15 protein-coding genes are annotated in these 14,678 nt (G+C 66.9%); 12 read left to right on the top strand and 3 right to left on the bottom strand.

Annotated elements, in window-relative coordinates; all coding sequences use genetic code 11:
* Positions 1–110: 110 nt before the first annotated feature.
* From MHX64_RS08395 to MHX64_RS08370, 6 genes are read left to right on the top strand one after another with little or no spacing between them, the layout of a single operon-like run.
* Complete coding sequence (locus MHX64_RS08395; protein WP_239357488.1) at positions 111–3,095, top strand: Na+/H+ antiporter subunit A; 2,985 nt, start codon at positions 111–113, stop codon at positions 3,093–3,095.
* Positions 3,096–3,590 carry a Na(+)/H(+) antiporter subunit C gene (locus MHX64_RS08390; protein WP_239357489.1) on the top strand — a complete coding sequence of 165 codons (495 nt, stop codon included), beginning with the start codon at positions 3,096–3,098 and terminating at the stop codon, positions 3,588–3,590.
* The gene (locus tag MHX64_RS08385; RefSeq protein ID WP_239357490.1) at positions 3,580–5,364 is read left to right on the top strand and encodes a Na+/H+ antiporter subunit D; all 1,785 of its coding nucleotides are present in this window, start codon (positions 3,580–3,582) and stop codon (positions 5,362–5,364) included. The genes MHX64_RS08390 and MHX64_RS08385 overlap by 11 nt, the downstream gene beginning before the upstream one ends.
* A complete protein-coding gene (locus MHX64_RS08380) occupies positions 5,364–5,876 on the top strand; it encodes a Na+/H+ antiporter subunit E (protein WP_239306320.1) in 513 nt (170 codons plus the stop codon). Before MHX64_RS08385 ends, MHX64_RS08380 begins: the two co-directional genes overlap by 1 nt.
* 1 nt (position 5,877) lies before the next feature.
* The gene (locus tag MHX64_RS08375) at positions 5,878–6,156 is read left to right on the top strand and encodes a monovalent cation/H+ antiporter complex subunit F (RefSeq protein WP_070474753.1); all 279 of its coding nucleotides are present in this window, start codon (positions 5,878–5,880) and stop codon (positions 6,154–6,156) included.
* Entirely contained in the window at positions 6,153–6,533 is a 381-nt protein-coding gene (locus MHX64_RS08370) for a monovalent cation/H(+) antiporter subunit G (protein ID WP_181889122.1), read from the top strand. The genes MHX64_RS08375 and MHX64_RS08370 overlap by 4 nt, the downstream gene beginning before the upstream one ends.
* Here MHX64_RS08370 and MHX64_RS08365 read toward each other — a convergent pair.
* The 3 genes from MHX64_RS08365 to MHX64_RS08355 form a co-directional block, all read right to left on the bottom strand.
* Positions 6,523–7,653 carry a glutamate--cysteine ligase gene (locus tag MHX64_RS08365; RefSeq protein ID WP_239357491.1) on the bottom strand — a complete coding sequence of 377 codons (1,131 nt, stop codon included), beginning with the start codon at positions 7,651–7,653 and terminating at the stop codon, positions 6,523–6,525. The genes MHX64_RS08370 and MHX64_RS08365 overlap by 11 nt on opposite strands.
* 221 nt (positions 7,654–7,874) lie before the next feature.
* On the bottom strand, positions 7,875–9,062 hold the full coding sequence (locus tag MHX64_RS12095) for a LytR C-terminal domain-containing protein (protein WP_239357492.1): 1,188 nt from the start codon (positions 9,060–9,062) through the stop codon (positions 7,875–7,877).
* 58 nt (positions 9,063–9,120) lie between these two features.
* Positions 9,121–9,345: a DUF3263 domain-containing protein gene (locus MHX64_RS08355; protein WP_239357494.1), complete on the bottom strand. Its 225-nt coding sequence runs from the start codon at positions 9,343–9,345 to the stop codon at positions 9,121–9,123.
* Between the two features lie 15 nt (positions 9,346–9,360).
* Between MHX64_RS08355 and MHX64_RS08350 the strand changes: the two genes are divergently transcribed.
* The 6 genes from MHX64_RS08350 to MHX64_RS08325 all read left to right on the top strand — a co-directional run.
* On the top strand, positions 9,361–9,939 hold the full coding sequence (locus MHX64_RS08350) for a peptide deformylase (RefSeq protein WP_239357496.1): 579 nt from the start codon (positions 9,361–9,363) through the stop codon (positions 9,937–9,939).
* An 18-nt stretch (positions 9,940–9,957) separates the two neighbouring features.
* Positions 9,958–10,998 (top strand): hypothetical protein, encoded by a 1,041-nt coding sequence (locus tag MHX64_RS08345; protein WP_239357498.1) that lies wholly within the window; start codon positions 9,958–9,960, stop codon positions 10,996–10,998.
* Positions 10,999–11,000: 2 nt separating this feature from the next.
* Positions 11,001–11,597: a hypothetical protein gene (locus MHX64_RS08340; RefSeq protein ID WP_370642139.1), complete on the top strand. Its 597-nt coding sequence runs from the start codon at positions 11,001–11,003 to the stop codon at positions 11,595–11,597.
* 5 nt (positions 11,598–11,602) lie between these two features.
* Entirely contained in the window at positions 11,603–12,394 is a 792-nt protein-coding gene (locus tag MHX64_RS08335; protein WP_239357499.1) for an exodeoxyribonuclease III, read from the top strand.
* Positions 12,391–13,851 carry a phosphatidylserine/phosphatidylglycerophosphate/cardiolipin synthase family protein gene (locus MHX64_RS08330; protein WP_239357500.1) on the top strand — a complete coding sequence of 487 codons (1,461 nt, stop codon included), beginning with the start codon at positions 12,391–12,393 and terminating at the stop codon, positions 13,849–13,851. Before MHX64_RS08335 ends, MHX64_RS08330 begins: the two co-directional genes overlap by 4 nt.
* Before the next feature lie 165 nt (positions 13,852–14,016).
* Positions 14,017–14,678, top strand: a 662-nt coding sequence (locus MHX64_RS08325; protein ID WP_239357452.1) for a hypothetical protein, incomplete at its 3' end; no start/stop codon positions are given.

Here is a 14,678-nt window from a genome sequence, read left to right as displayed (position 1 = left end):
ATACCCAGTGACAGCTGGAGTGAGTATTTTCTGTGTGAACTCAATGAGCTCCCCCGCTTGAGGCGCGGTGTGCCCTGTACGCACACGACCAGAGGAGGGCTGCGCACCTCGTGCTGATACTGCTCATTGCGCTCACCGCCGCAACACTGGCCGCCCCTGTGCTCATCCGCACGGTGGGCCGCGCCGCCTTCGGGCTTCTCGCGCTCGTGCCGCTGGGCGGATTCATCTGGGTGGTGCGCCTGTTCGCCACCGGGGTGTTCCGCGACGGCGGCGAGGTCAAAGCGGTGTTCACGTGGATGCCGTCGACGAACCTCAACTTGGAGTTCCGCCTGGATGCCCTCGCGGGGCTGTTCAGCCTGATCATCCTGGGTATCGGCGCGCTGGTGCTGCTTTATTGTTGGGGGTACTTCGACTCCAACCCGCGGCGCCTGGCCAAGTTCGGCTTCGAGCTGACATTTTTCGCCACGGTCATGTACGGCCTGGTCATCGCCGACAACTTCCTGCTCATGTACGTGTTCTGGGAGTTGACCTCGGTGCTGTCGTACATGCTTGTGTCCTATTACGGCGAGCGCGCATCTTCTCGACGGGCCGCCATGCAGGCGTTGATGGTGACAACCCTCGGCGGGCTGGCCATGCTCGTGGGCATCAACCTGCTCGGCTTCAAGGCGCAGATTTGGAAGCTGTCGGACATCCCCCAGATCACCGACATCGAAAACACCCCGGCGATCTCCACCGCCATCGTGCTGATCATGCTGGGCGCGCTGACCAAGTCCGCCCAGTCGCCCTGGCACTTCTGGCTGCCCGGCGCGATGACCGCGCCCACCCCGGTGTCCGCCTACCTACACTCCGCGGCGATGGTGAAGGCCGGCATCTACCTGGTGGCGCGTCTGGCGCCGGACCTGTCGGCGGTGAACACCTGGCACCTGGTGGTGCTGTCCACCGGCGGGTTCACCATGCTGCTGGGCGGCTGGATGGCGCTGAAGCAGCGGGACCTGAAACTGATTTTGGCCTACGGCACCGTCAGCCAGCTGGGCTTTATCACCACCGTCATCGGCGTGGGTTCGCGCGAGGCCACGATGGCCGGGCTGGCCATCACGTTCGCGCACTCGCTGTTCAAGGCCACGCTGTTCATGATCGTCGGCGCAATCGACCACACCACCGGCACCCGCGACATCCACGAGTTGTCTGGGCTGGGCCGAAAGCAGCCGCTTTTGGCCACGCTGGCGATTATCTCCGCCGCCTCCATGGCGGGCATCCCGCCGCTGTTCGGGTTCGTGGCCAAGGAGACGGCGCTGGACGCCATCCTGCACGAGGAGCTGCTCACCGGCATGCCCGGCAAGATCACCCTGGTGGCGCTGGTTGTCGGCTCGATCCTCACCATGGCGTACTCCCTGTACTTCGTCTACGGCGCGTTTGCCACCAAGGGCCAGCCGTGGGCGGACGGGCAGTCCCCGGCCGTGCGCGACATGCACTCCCCCGGCCCGAAGCTGTGGCTTTCCCCCGCGGTGCTCACCGCCTGCACGGTGGGCTTCGGCGTGGTGCCGGCGGCACTGTCGGCGCCGATCAACGAGTACCTCGACGTGCGCTTCCCGGACGTTGAAGGCTCCGAGCTCGCGCTGTGGCACGGGTTCACGGTGCCGCTGGCGCTGTCCGGCGTGATCATCTTCGCCGGCGCGATCATGTTCTGGCAGCGCGACGTGGTGGCCAAGGCGCAGTTCGAGCGCCCCGCGCTCGGCGACGCCAACGCGGTGTGGGACACCATCATGGACACGCTGCGCCGCTGGTCGCTGAAGCTGACTGCGTCCACGCAGCGCGGCTCGCTGACCATCAACTTGGCCGTCATCTTCACGTTCCTGGCCGTGGTGCCGCTGGCCGCGCTGATCCTGGGCGATTCCAACAACATCCGGATGCAGGTGTGGGACAACGTTTGGCAGGGCCTGGCCGTCACCGTCATGGCGGGGCTGGCGTTTTTCGCCGCGGTGCAGCGCAACCGCCTCTCCGGCGTGATCCTGGTGGGCCTGACCGGCTACTTCATGGCGCTGATCTTCGTGCTGCACGGTGCGCCGGACCTGGCGCTGACGCAGGCGCTGGTGGAGACCATCGTGATGGTGGTGTTCATGCTGGTCCTGCGCAAGATGCCCACGGAAACGGAGCAGCGCAACGAGGACAACCGCCTGCGCGCCTGGCTGGCCATTGGTACCGGCGTTTCCGTGGTCACGGTGGCGATGACGGCGATGTCCGCACGCGTCGCCGAGCCGATTTCCAAGTACATGCCGGAGCTGGCCTACGAGATCGGCCACGGCCGCAACACCGTCAACGTGCTGCTGGTGGACCTGCGCGCGGCCGACACGTTCGGCGAGACGCTGGTGCTGGTGGTCGCCGCCACCGGCATCGCCAGCCTGATCTTCGGCACCTTCCACTTCGACCCGGAGTCACGCCGGCCTACCCTGTCCACCACCAAGGCGCGCTGGCTCGCCTCCGGCGTGGAGACGGAGACCGCGCAGAACCGCTCCATCCTGGTTGATGTGGTCACGCGCCTGCTCTTCCCGTCGATGATGCTGCTGTCGGCCTACTTCTTCTTCTCCGGCCACAACGCTCCGGGTGGCGGGTTCGCCGGCGGGCTCGTTGCGGCGCTTGCGCTGACGCTGCGGTATCTGGCGGGAGGACGTCGAGAGGCAGAAGAAACGCTCCCGGTGCACCCGGGCAAGGTGCTGGGCATCGGCATCATGTTCACCACCGCGGCCGCGGTCGCCCCAATGTTCTTCGGGATGCCTCCGCTGACCTCCTCGTACGCGGAGTTCGACGTGCCGCTCATCGGCGACGTGACGGTGCCGTCCGCGCTGATCTTCGACGCGGGCGTCTACATCATCGTCGTCGGGCTGATCATGCACGTGCTGGCCTCCATGGGCGCCTACCTGGACCGCGAGGAGGACACTCGAAAGCAGCGCGCCCGCGACCGCGCGCGCAAGCTGCAGGCCAAAAACGAGCAACGCCGCAGGCTCATGTCCAGGAACCGCAGAGCCCGTTACAACGAGCGCAGGGCGGTGGCGGCCAGCGGATCGTCCATAAGCAAACGCGGAAAGAGAGGCGAGTAAATGGAAGCGAACCTGTTCCTGCTCATCGGCTCCGGCGTGCTGATCGCGTGCGGCGTGTACCTGATGCTGGACAAGTCCATGACCCGCATGATCATGGGCGTGACCCTGATCGGCAACGGCGCCAACCTGCTGCTTCTGCAGTCCGGCGGGCCCGCCGGCTCCCCGCCGATCATCGGGCGCGACTCCAAAGCGGCCGCCGACAGCGCGGACCCGCTGGCGCAGGCGATGATCCTGACCGCGATTGTGATCTCCATGGCCATGGTCGGGTTCATGCTCGCCCTGGCCTACCGCCAGTACCGCTACCGCACCGACGACATCGTGGAGCGGGACGAGGAGGATCGCGCAATCGCCGCGCGGCCGAAGTCCGCCTCCCCGGACCGCGACAAGTCCGACGACGCGCAGACCGGCAAAGCCAGCCCGTCCGGCGACGAGTTCGGCCCCAAGCCGTTCGAGGACCCGGTGAAGGAAGTCAAGGGAGGCCAAGATGCGAAATAGCTTCATGGCCTTCGCCGACTGGGTGCTGCCCGCCATGCCCTACATGATCGTTATGCCGATCATCCTGCCCGCGTTCGCCGCCGGGCTGATCGTGCTGTTCCGCGGCGTGAACCTGCAGCGCTTCATCGCCCTGGGGACCCTGGCGGTGCTGACCGTGATCGCCGCGGTGATGATCATCGTCGCCGACACCCACGGCATCCAGACCGTGCAGATGGGCGGCTGGGACGCGCCGGTGGGCATTACCATGGTGGCGGACCGGCTGAGTTCCATCATGCTGTTCGTCTCCTCCATCGTGCTGTTCGCTGTGATGTGGTACGGCATCTCGCAGGGGCTTCGCGACGGCGACGACGACGACCCCGTCGCCGTCTTCCTGCCCACCTACATGCTGCTCAGCATGGGCGTGAACCTGTCCTTCCTCGCCGGCGACCTGTTCAACCTCTACGTCGGCTTCGAAGTGTTCCTGGTGGCCTCCTACGTGCTGCTCACCCTGGGCGCGTCGCCGCAGCGCGTGCGCGCCGGCATCGGCTACGTCATGGTCTCCATGGCGTCGTCCATGGTCTTCCTGTTCGCGCTCGCGCTGGTGTACGCCTCGGTGGGCACCGTGAACATGGCGCAGGCCGGCATCCGCATGGAGGAGCTGCCCAACGGCACCCGCGCCGCCATCTTCGCCACCTTCATCGTGGCCTTCGGCATCAAGGCGGCGATCTTCCCGCTGGACGCGTGGCTGCCGGACTCCTACCCCACCGCCGCCTCCATCGTCACCGCCGTCTTCGCGGGCCTTCTGACCAAGGTGGGCGTGTACGCCTTCATCCGCGTGCGCTCCACCGTGTTCACCGACGGCGCCCTAGATTCCACGCTGATGGTCATTGCGCTTTTGACCATGATCGTGGGTGTGATGGGCGCGATCGCCCAAAACGACATCAAGCGTCTGATGTCCTTTACCCTGGTCAGCCACATCGGCTACATGATCTTCGGCGTCGCCCTCGGTTCCGTTGCCGGCCTGTCCGGCGCCATCTTCTACGCGGTGCACCACATTCTGGTGCAGACCTCTCTGTTCCTAGTGGTGGGCCTGGTGGAGCGGCAGGCGGGCTCCGCGCAGCTGCGCCGGCTCGGCTCGCTGCTCTACACCGCGCCCGTGATTGCGGTGCTCTACTTTATCCCCGCGCTCAACCTGGGCGGCATCCCTCCGCTGTCGGGCTTCCTGGGCAAGGTGATGCTCATCCAGGCCGGCGCCGAAGACGGCTCATGGCTGGCGTGGGTGCTCATCGGCGGCGCGGTGGTCACCTCGCTGCTCACCCTTTACGCCATGATGAACGTCTGGTCCAAGGGCTTCCTCCGCGACCGCGCCGACGCCCCCGAAGGCGACGTCGTCCTTGCGCGCCCCGCGAATCTGGCCGCGCGCGACGAAACCGTCTCCTCCGGCGACCGCGACGACGTCGGCCGCGTGCCCACCGGCATGCTATTGTCGACCGCGTTCTTGGTGCTTGCGTCGACAAGCATCACGTTCCTCGCTGGCCCGATCTCCAACATCACGGACCGCGCCGCCCAATCCGCCCAGGACCTGTCCATCTACAGAAGCGCCGTGCTTATCGACGACCCTTCGGCCCCCACACGCAACCTCGACGCATTCCGCGAACAGACCAGCGCCGGCGGCGGCCGCGACTCCCTGGAGCACAGGGACTCCTCCCGCCCCGCCGGGCCCACCAGCACCGGTGTGACCACCGAGGTCGTGCCGGAGCCCGCGGACGCTGAATCGAACGAGGTGACCCGCTAATGCTCCAAGGAGTCGCCCACCGCTTCCGCCCGCTGACCGTGGCGTGGCTGACGTTCATGTGGATCCTGCTGATGGGCCAGCTCAGCTGGGGCAACCTCGTCGCCGGGCTGGGCCTGGGGTTGCTCATCGTGCTGGCGCTGCCGCTGCCGCCGGTGCCGCGCAGCGGCAACCGGGTGAACTGGCTGAAGCTCGCCGCGTTCATGTTCGAGTGGTTCTTCGACCTGCTCGTGGCGTCCGCGAAGGTGGCGTGGCTGTCGCTGCGCCGCGCGCCGCAGCCGCGCAACGCCGTGCTGCGCGTGCCCATGCGCCTGAGCAACGAGCTGGTGTTGTACCTGGCCACCTGCGCCTACAACCTGCAGCCCGGCGGCACCGTCACCGACATCGACCTGGCCAACCGCGAATGGACCATCCACGTCCTCGACGCCGAAGGCGACGCCGCCATCGCCCGCGAAATCGCCAACGTGCAGAAACTGGAGCGCCAAATGATCGCCATCTTCGAAGGAGGCCGCTGACATGCACAGCACCGCCTACACCGTCTGCCTCACCGTGGCCGCCGTGTTCCTGGTCGCCGGGTTCTTCATCTTCGCCTGGCGCGCCATCGTCGGCCCCGACTCCATGGACCGCATGCTGGCCAACGACGGCATCACCGCCTCGCTCCAGTGCGCCCTGGCCCTGTACATCTGCTGGACGCTGGACACCACGGTGGTCAACGTCATGATCGTCATCGCCCTGCTCGGCTTCATCGCCACCCTGTCCGTGGCCCGCTTCCGCAAGAGGGACGGTTCCCTATGATTTCCGACATCATCTCGCTGGTGTTCATCCTCCCCGGCGCGTTCATGGTCTTCTCCGCCGCCGTGGGCACCGCCCGGTTCAACTCCACCCTGGCGCGCGTGCACGCTATCACCAAACCCCAAACCACCGGCCTGGTGCTGATGATCACCGGCACCATCATCCGCGTGGTCACCGCCGAGGAATTCAGCGTGCACGAACGCGGCGACATCGGCATGATGGTGCTGCTCGTGATTTTCGCCCTGATGACCAGCCCCGTTACCGCGCAGCGTCTCAGCCGCATCGCGCGACGCGAAGGCCTCTACGGCGACGACGAGCAACTCACCCGCAACGACCGCCCCGCCAGCTACCACCCGCGGCGCGTCAACCCTAAAGGCTAAGCTCCCACATCTCCGCGCAGGTCGCGTCCACGACGTCCTTCCAATCCCCGGTGCGCTGGAAGATCGCGCGCTGGCGCTCGTAGCCGGCGCCGCGCTCGATGATCTCGCGGACCAAGTTCAGCTCGTCGACGCAATCGAGGTCGGCGGCGACGGGCGTGAGCTCGTCGATAAGCAACTGCAACTCGTTTTTGATCCAGTCCTCGTCGGTGTCGCGACTCGTGATCACCAGGGCGTCCATGCCGTAGCGGGCGCCGCGCCACTTGTTCTCCGCGACATGCCACTGCTGCAGCGTGGGCAACTTCTCGCCGCGCTCGAGCATGCGGTCGTAGTGGACCACCAGGCAATGCGTCAGCGCCACGACGGCCGCGAGCTCGCGCAGATTACTCGTCGCGTCCGAGATGCGCACCTCGACGGTGCCCCACTTCGCGGCCGGACGGACGTCGAAATGCATCGAGCCCGTGTGGTTGATCACGCCCGACGTCTGCTGGTCGCGCATGAAACCGACCCACTCGTCCCAGCTCTGGAATTGATACGGCATGCCCGCGGTGGGAAGCTGCTGGTACAACATCGTGCGGTTCGATGCGTACGACGTGTCGATGCCGTCCCAACCCGGGCTCGACGCGGAAATGGCCAGCAGGTGCGGATACTTAGTCATCACCGCGTTGATGATCGGCCACACCTTGTCCTCGTGGCTGATACCGACGTGGCAGTGGATGCCCCACAGCAGCATGTGCTGGCCCCAATACTGCGTACGGTTAACGATCTCCTCGTACGTGTGCTTCGGACTCAGCGGATTCGCGCGGAAATCCGAAAACGGGTGGCCGCCACTTGCCCAGAGTTTCAGGCCCATCTCGTCGGCGACCTCCTTGACCGCGTTGAGGTCGCGCTGGAGGGCCTGGATGGCCTCTTTGGTGTTCGCGCAGATCGGGGTGACCAGCTCGATGGTGTTCTGCAGGAACTCCGGCTCGAGGTGGATATCCGGGTGGCGGGCCTGCACCTCCTCGATCACCTCTGCGGCGCGGGGCACCAGGTCGCGCGTGACCGGGTCGACGAGGCAAATCTCCCACTCGACGCCGAGGGTGGGGCCGTCGGACCTGGCAAAATCGCGGAATGGATCCATAATGGACGAGCCTATCCTCTGCGGCGGCTGGGGCGGGTGCCGGAGGCGGGTTTATATGCGCGGGGTGGTCTCTGTTCACGCACCGCCGTGCCACCAACGCCGGCTCGCTCCCGTCCATGCGCCGAAACCGGCTACCTAGAACCGGTTACCAGCTTGATTTTCGCTTGGTAGCCGGTTCTAGGTAGCCGGTTTTTGGGAGGGGGCGCTCTGGGCGCGCGGGGCTATCCCGCCAGGACCACCGCCACGGCGGCGCTGTTGTTTGCCGCCTGTTCAGGGATGCTCGTCGCGCCCTCGGGGAGGTCGCCCTTCGCGCGGGCGGCGCCGCCGACGCGACGGGCGATGTCTGCCGCCACCTGCTCGGCGCCCGGGACGGCCGGGTCGAAGAAGACGTAGGTCTCCGGGAAGACGCCGTAGACCTGCTCCGGCATGTTCATCACCGCGGCGTCGGCCGAGTTGTTGGCCACGTTGTACTGGCCCTTCAGCTGGTCGGCGGTGCGGCTGGCCAGGTCCGGGGTGCCGGAGTTGTTGTAGACGTACACCTGGGCCGACGCGTTGTCGAGGCCCGCGCCCGCCGGGGCCGGGGCCGGTGCGGGCTGGCCGTTCTCGCCCTGGCCCTCGGCGCCCTCCGGACGCTGGGCGTTCGGGTCCTGCGCGTTCGGATCCTGGGCCGGCTGGCCGTCGGTGGTCTGGGTGTTTTGATCGGCGCCCGTTGCTGCGCCGCCCTGGCCCTCGGCACCCTGACCAGCGCCGTCAGCGCCCTGGCCGTTCTGGCCAGCGCCGTCGCCGGCCGGCGCCGCCGCGGAGGTGCCCACCACGGTCGACGAGGTCGGCGCGGCACCCTCGCCGTCGCCGCCCTTGTCGTCCTGGGTCATCTTCCAAATCCCCCACAGCGCCAGCAGCGCCGCCACGGCGATCAGTATCATCGCCAGGCCGCGCTTCGGCAGGCCGCCTTCCGCGGCGCCGCCAGCAGCAGCTGCCTTACGACGTCCCTTCGGCTCGCCGTCGTAATCCTCCTCGTAGGCGCCGTCGTAGGGCTCGTCGTAAATAGCGTCGTCGGCGTTGCGGGAGCGGCGGCGCGCCCCGGCGGCACCAGCAGCCCCGGCACCAGCAGCGCCCGCCGCGGCGGCGCCTGCGCCGGGGAGGTAGCGGGTGTCGTCGGCGTACCCGGCCTGGCCAGCACCGTAATCGACGTCCTCGATGTACTCGGAGTCGTCGTCGCGGCGGTGGGCGCCGCGGTACTCGGTGTCGTCGACGATTTCGGCGTCGATCGGCTCGGCAGCGTACGAGCCGTCGTAAGCCTCGTCGTACGCGCCGCCAAACGAGTCGGAGTTGCCGGTGTAGCGCGTGGAGCCGGAGCCCGGCTCGAACTCGGAGTCGGGACGGTTGTTGCCATAGTTGTCGTTAGTCACATCGGCAACTCTAACCACACCGCCCCGGAATCCAGGCGCAACACACCGTAAACCTGAACTAGAGGTTGGGGGACCTTTGGCCGTCGCGAAGCCTTTGCAAACGCCGCACCAGCTGGGGCTCGGCCGCGAGCGCATCGGGCGAGTCGAGCAACCGGTTGAGATGCTGGTAGTAGCGGATGGGCTGCATGCCCAGCTCAGCGCGCACCGCATCCTCGCGCGCGCCGATCGACCTGGGGGCGCGCGCGGCGAAGCGGAGCACGGAAAGGTCGGTCTCGGTAAGCATGCCTAATATATTGGCATGACCATCCGACCCATCGTTATCCACGGCGACCCGGTGCTGCATGAGCCGACCAAGGAAGTCACGCAGCCCGTCGAGGAGCTGCAGGAGCTCATCGCCGACATGCACGAAACCATGGACGCCGCCCACGGCGTGGGCCTGGCCGCCAACCAGATCGGCGTGCCGCTGCGCATCTTCGTCTACCACTGCCCGGACGGCGAGACCATGCGCCGCGGCACCGTGATCAACCCGGTGCTGGAGACCTCCGAGATCCCGAAGACCATGCCCGCCGACACCGGCGAGGACGACGAAGGCTGCCTGTCCGTGCCGGGCTACGGCTGGCCCACTGGCCGCGCGGACTGGGCGAAGGTGACCGGCCTGGACGAAAACGGCAACGAGATTGAGGTCGAGGGCACCGGCTTTTTCGCCCGCTGCCTGCAGCACGAAACGGGCCACCTGGACGGCTTTTTGTACACCGACGTGCTCACGGGCCGCTACAAGAAGGAGGCCAAGCGCGTGATCCGCGACAACGGCTGGAAGGAAGCCGGCCACACCTGGCTTCCGGGCACGGACGAAGATCCGTTCGGCCACGACGATTAACGCGCTAAGATATCCGCCATGCGTATCCCCGCCGCCATCACCGCCGCGTCGCTCACCCTCGCTCCGGCGACGCCCGCGGAGCCAGTCGAGCAATTGCTTGACGACGTCTCCGCCACCCACGAGACCTCCATCACCGCCATCAACAGCGCAGAGACCGACGACGAGGTGCGAGACGTGCTCATCGCCTGGCGCAAGGAGCTCATCGCGGCCTCCGACGAGCTGGCCGAGCTGCGCGAGGAAGCCGCCGAAGACGGCCTGACCAAGGACGAGAAGGCCACCTTCGACGAGGCGGCTGCGGCGCTGAAGCGCGAGCGCGCGGGTGTGCGCCAGTTACGCTCGGAGCTTTTGCCTGACGACGAACCCGTGGTCGTGCCCGCCCCCATCGAGGGCCTCGGCGGGATCTTGGGCACCACCGCCATTGACGCGTTCGAGCGCTCCGAAACCGGCGACGCCCCGATCGTGTTCGGCATCCCCGGCGCGGAGCGCACGCACGATGCGGAGGAGGCGACCACACCGACGGTGGTCGAGGAGCCGACCACCCCGTCGACGTCGCCGGCTGTCGTCACTACGCCGGCCACCAGCGCGCCGGCCAGCACCGAAAGCAGCACCTCCCCCGCGTTCGGCCCCGAGGTGACGCACAGCGTGGAGCGTCTCCAGGACACCGAAACCTCCACCGACGAAACCACCACCACGGACACCACGACGACGGAGACCTCGTCCACCACCACGGACTCGTCGACCAGCTCTTCCTCGTCCACCACCACGGACACCTCCGCAACCACCACCGCGTCCTCGACCACCACGTCGAGCAGCCGCACGGTGCTGGAAAACCGCACCACGTCGGCGACGTCCAGCTCGACCACACCCACCTCATCCTCGTCCACCACGTCGAAGACGTCGTCGGCCACCACGACCGAGGACGATGACGAGCGCGACGGCGACCTCGCCGACACCGGCACCCCGATGCGCGCCCTGATCGCCATCGGCATGCTCTCGCTGATGATCGGCGCTGCCCTGGTGCTGACCGGCGCGATCCGCCCGCGCGGGGCCCGCAAGTAGGCGTGTCCCGGATTTTCCGCTCAGACGACGTCGCGGTGGGCGATCGCGTCGTGGTGCGCCAGCGCCGCGGCGAGCACGCCAGCGACATCATCGGGCACGTCCTCAGCCTCGACCCGCTGGTGATACGCCCGCAGGAGGTCGGCGGCTTCCCCTCCTCCAAGGAGGCGATCGAGGTCACGGACCTGCACATCATCAAGAAGCTCTCCCCACGTACCGTGCGCAACTCGGAGATCCGCGGGCTGGAAAAATGCCTCGCAGACCGCCTCGACGTGCGCGAATCCGCGTGGGCCGGCGGCTGGCTCATGCGCGTCGGCGACACCGAGGAGGCCAACTCCGCGGTCCCGCTCGGCCCCTCGGCGGGCTTCGAGCCCTTGCCTATCGACGCCATCCGGTCCTTCTACGACCAGCGCGACCTGCCGGTGCGGCTGGTCATCCCGGAGCGGATCGGCAAACCGGCGCTGAAGGTGCTCGATCACGCATGGGAGCTCCAGGACGAGCAGATTGCCTGGGTTGCGGGGGAGGCCTTTGGCGTGGCGTCGATAGGCGAAGTGCCCGAAGGGGCGCTGGAACACCACCGTAGGCGGCTGGCGCTAGGCTAGGCCGCATGCGAATCGCCACATGGAACGTCAACTCGGTGCGCACCCGCGCCGAGCGGATCGCCGCCTTCCTCGAACGCGAGGACGTGGACGTGCTGGCGATGCAGGAAACCAAAACCGCGGACGACAAGTTCCCCTACGCCACCTTCGAAGCCGCAGGCTACGAAGTCGCGCACGTGGGGGTCAGCCAGTGGAACGGCGTGGCGATCGCCTCGCGCGTGGGGCTGGACAACGTCCGCGACAGCTTCACCCGCCAGCCCGCGTTTGCCAAAAAGGGCGACCCGTCGGTGGAGGCGCGCGCGGTGGGTGCGGTGTGCGGCGGGGTGGACGTGTGGAGCCTGTACGTGCCCAACGGCCGCGACATCGGCGACCCGCACTACGACTACAAACTGCAGTTCCTCTGGTCCCTTGCCGACCAGGTCCAGCCCGGCGAGCTGCAGGTATACATGGGCGACTTCAACGTCGCACCCCGCGACGAGGACGTGTGGGACGTCGCCTGGTTCGAAGGCAAAACCCACGTGACGGAGCCGGAGCGAGCCGCGTTCCAGATGCTGATCGAGGCCGGGCTGCACGAGGTCACGCACGAGCAGCAGTACACGTTCTGGGACTACAAAGCCATGCGCTTTCAGAAGAACGAGGGCATGCTCATCGACTTCCAGCTGGCCACCAAGCCCATGTTCGACCGGGTCCAACGCGCGTTCGTTGACGTGGAGGAGCGCAAGGGCAAGGGCGCGTCCGACCACGCGCCCGTGATCGTGGACTACGACACCCGCGGCCTGGCCTACGACGAGGTGCGATGAGCCTGGATTTGTCCTGGTGGCAGTTCGCCGCCATGGTGGTGGATTACGCCATCAAGTTCGTGATGATCGGCGTGGTCCCCGGCGGGCGCAAACCCTCCTCCGCCAACGCCTGGCTGCTTTTGATCCTGCTGCTGCCGGTAGTGGGCCTGCCGCTGTACCTGCTGTTCGGCTCCACATTCGTCTCGCGCCGCCGCCACCGCATCCAAGTCCAGGCGCGCCGCGCGCTCGACGGCGCGTGGGCCGGCCCCGACGACACCATCGCGCACCTGCCGCCTGAAACCGCCTCGCTGGTGCGCCTCAACCGCGAGCTCACCGGCTACCCCGCCGTCCGCGGGTCGGTGCGCGCGTTGTGGGCGGACTACCGCAAGACCATGCTGCGGATTGCCAAGCTTATCGACGAAGCATCCGCCACCATCTCCATCGAAATCTATGCCGTCGCCTGGGACGACACCACGGACGTGGTGTTCCGGGCGCTTGAGCGCGCCGTGGCGCGGGGCGTGCACGTGCGGCTGCTTTTCGACCACATCGGCTCCGCCAAATACCCCGGCTTTAGAAAACTGAAGCGGCGGCTGACCGACATCGGCGTGGACTGGCACATGATGCTGCCCCTGGCTCCCCTGCGCGGCCGCTGGCGCCGCCCCGACCTGCGCAACCACCGGAAAGTGGTGGTCATCGACTCGGAGGTGGCGTTCGTCGGCTCGTTCAACCTCATCGACCGCGGCTACCTCATGCCGGGGCATGTGAAGGCCGGGCGCCAGTGGGTCGACGCTTTCGTGGAGCTGGAGGGGCCGATCGTGGAGTCCGTCGAGTCCATGTTCGCCGTGGACTGGTACACCGAATCCGGCGAGCGGTTGGATGTGCCGGGGGCGTCGGAGGAAACGTCGACAAGCAATGGCGATGTGCTCCAGCTTGTCCCCTCCGGCCCCGGCTACCTCACCGAGCCGAACCTGCGCATGTTCAACTCGATCGTCCACAACGCGAAAGAGCAGCTCACGCTGTGCTCGCCGTACTTCGTGCCCGAGGAATCGCTGCTGGAGGCCATCACCTCCGCGTGCTACCGCGGCGTGCGCGTCGACCTGTTCGTCGGCGAAAAGGCCGACCAGTTCATGGTGCAGCACGCCCAATCCGCGTACTACGAGGCGCTGCTGAAAGCCGGTGTGCGCATCTGGGAATTCCCCGCGCCGTACGTGCTGCACACCAAGTTCGTGCTTGCCGATCCGGGGCGCGAGGGCGCAGTCGGCGTGCTCGGGTCCTCCAACATGGACATCCGCTCGTTCTCGCTGAACTACGAATCCTCCCTGCTCGTCGCCTCCGGCGCGCTGCTTGGGGCGCTGGAGCAGCTGGGCGCGAACTACCAGGCCGTCTCGCGAGAGCTGACGCTGGAGCGGTGGGCGCGCAGGCCCTGGTACCGGCGGTACGTGGACAACGTGATGAAGCTGACGTCGGCGCTGCAGTAGGGGTCGCGGTGCGCGGTGGTGCGCGGTGGTGCGCGGTGGTGCCCCGGCCCGGCCGCCTCCGCCTCCTCGCCCCCACCGCTAAACCGGCTACCTACAACCGGCTACCAGGCGTTTTATGGGAGCGCGGACAAAAAGTTGGAGTGTTGGGGGCTGGAAGGTATTCCGATGCCCGCAGGGTTTCCATCTGATATCCGCGATGGTGCGGTTGAGAGGTTTTTGGCTGGGTCGTCTGCCCGTGAGGTCTGCGACTGGGCTGAAGACGTATGTGGTCGCCGACCGTCGGTGGCCACGGTCGGCAACTGGGTTGCAGCCAGACGTCGCGGCCAGTTGTTTGATGGCACGCGACGCGCCTACGACGCTGAGACCATCGCGAAGGTTGTCGCACGCAGGTTGACCTCGCAGGCGACGGTGCGTGATATTGCCGTGGAGTTCGATGTCAACGACACCGCGGCGCTGACCTGGACGAAGCGGTATTGGCCAGACGATGACGAACGTGATTCGGCAGCGTCGATGACGTTCGACGAGGCGTTTGCGGTGACAATGGAGCGTGTGAGCAAACACCGCAAAGTCCAACGCAACCATCAGCAGCAGCGAGTCGATGAGGCAGCCGATGCGAAAAGGCCACCCCGGCCGGTCAACGAGTGGCTGCCAGGGCCTGGGCCGATAGACGATATCGCTGATTTACCCAGTGACATGGACGAGCTGAAAAAGCTCGTTGTTGAGATGCGCGACCGGGAAACGGTCAAAGACGCCATTATCCAAGTGCTCATGAGCGACGGTGAGCCACGGGGAAAAGGCAACGTCCGCGACGGTGAGTCGCGGGGAAA

This window comes from Corynebacterium sp. ACRPZ, from assembly GCF_022346205.1.
Taxonomy (GTDB): domain Bacteria; phylum Actinomycetota; class Actinomycetes; order Mycobacteriales; family Mycobacteriaceae; genus Corynebacterium; species Corynebacterium lehmanniae.
Note: the sequence above shows the minus strand (reverse complement) of the source record. Positions and strands in the feature narration are given on the sequence as shown.

Coding starts and splice junctions, on each gene's coding strand:
- MHX64_RS08345 (WP_239357498.1), top strand. CDS start 9,958: ATGCGTATCCCCGCCGCCATCACCGCCGCGTCGCTCACCCTCGCTCCG.
- MHX64_RS08365 (WP_239357491.1), bottom strand. CDS start 7,653: ATGGATCCATTCCGCGATTTTGCCAGGTCCGACGGCCCCACCCTCGGC.
- MHX64_RS08370 (WP_181889122.1), top strand. CDS start 6,153: ATGATTTCCGACATCATCTCGCTGGTGTTCATCCTCCCCGGCGCGTTC.
- MHX64_RS08390 (WP_239357489.1), top strand. CDS start 3,096: ATGGAAGCGAACCTGTTCCTGCTCATCGGCTCCGGCGTGCTGATCGCG.
- MHX64_RS08375 (WP_070474753.1), top strand. CDS start 5,878: ATGCACAGCACCGCCTACACCGTCTGCCTCACCGTGGCCGCCGTGTTC.
- MHX64_RS08355 (WP_239357494.1), bottom strand. CDS start 9,345: ATGCTTACCGAGACCGACCTTTCCGTGCTCCGCTTCGCCGCGCGCGCC.
- MHX64_RS08350 (WP_239357496.1), top strand. CDS start 9,361: ATGACCATCCGACCCATCGTTATCCACGGCGACCCGGTGCTGCATGAG.
- MHX64_RS08385 (WP_239357490.1), top strand. CDS start 3,580: ATGCGAAATAGCTTCATGGCCTTCGCCGACTGGGTGCTGCCCGCCATG.
- MHX64_RS08330 (WP_239357500.1), top strand. CDS start 12,391: ATGAGCCTGGATTTGTCCTGGTGGCAGTTCGCCGCCATGGTGGTGGAT.
- MHX64_RS08335 (WP_239357499.1), top strand. CDS start 11,603: ATGCGAATCGCCACATGGAACGTCAACTCGGTGCGCACCCGCGCCGAG.
- MHX64_RS08380 (WP_239306320.1), top strand. CDS start 5,364: ATGCTCCAAGGAGTCGCCCACCGCTTCCGCCCGCTGACCGTGGCGTGG.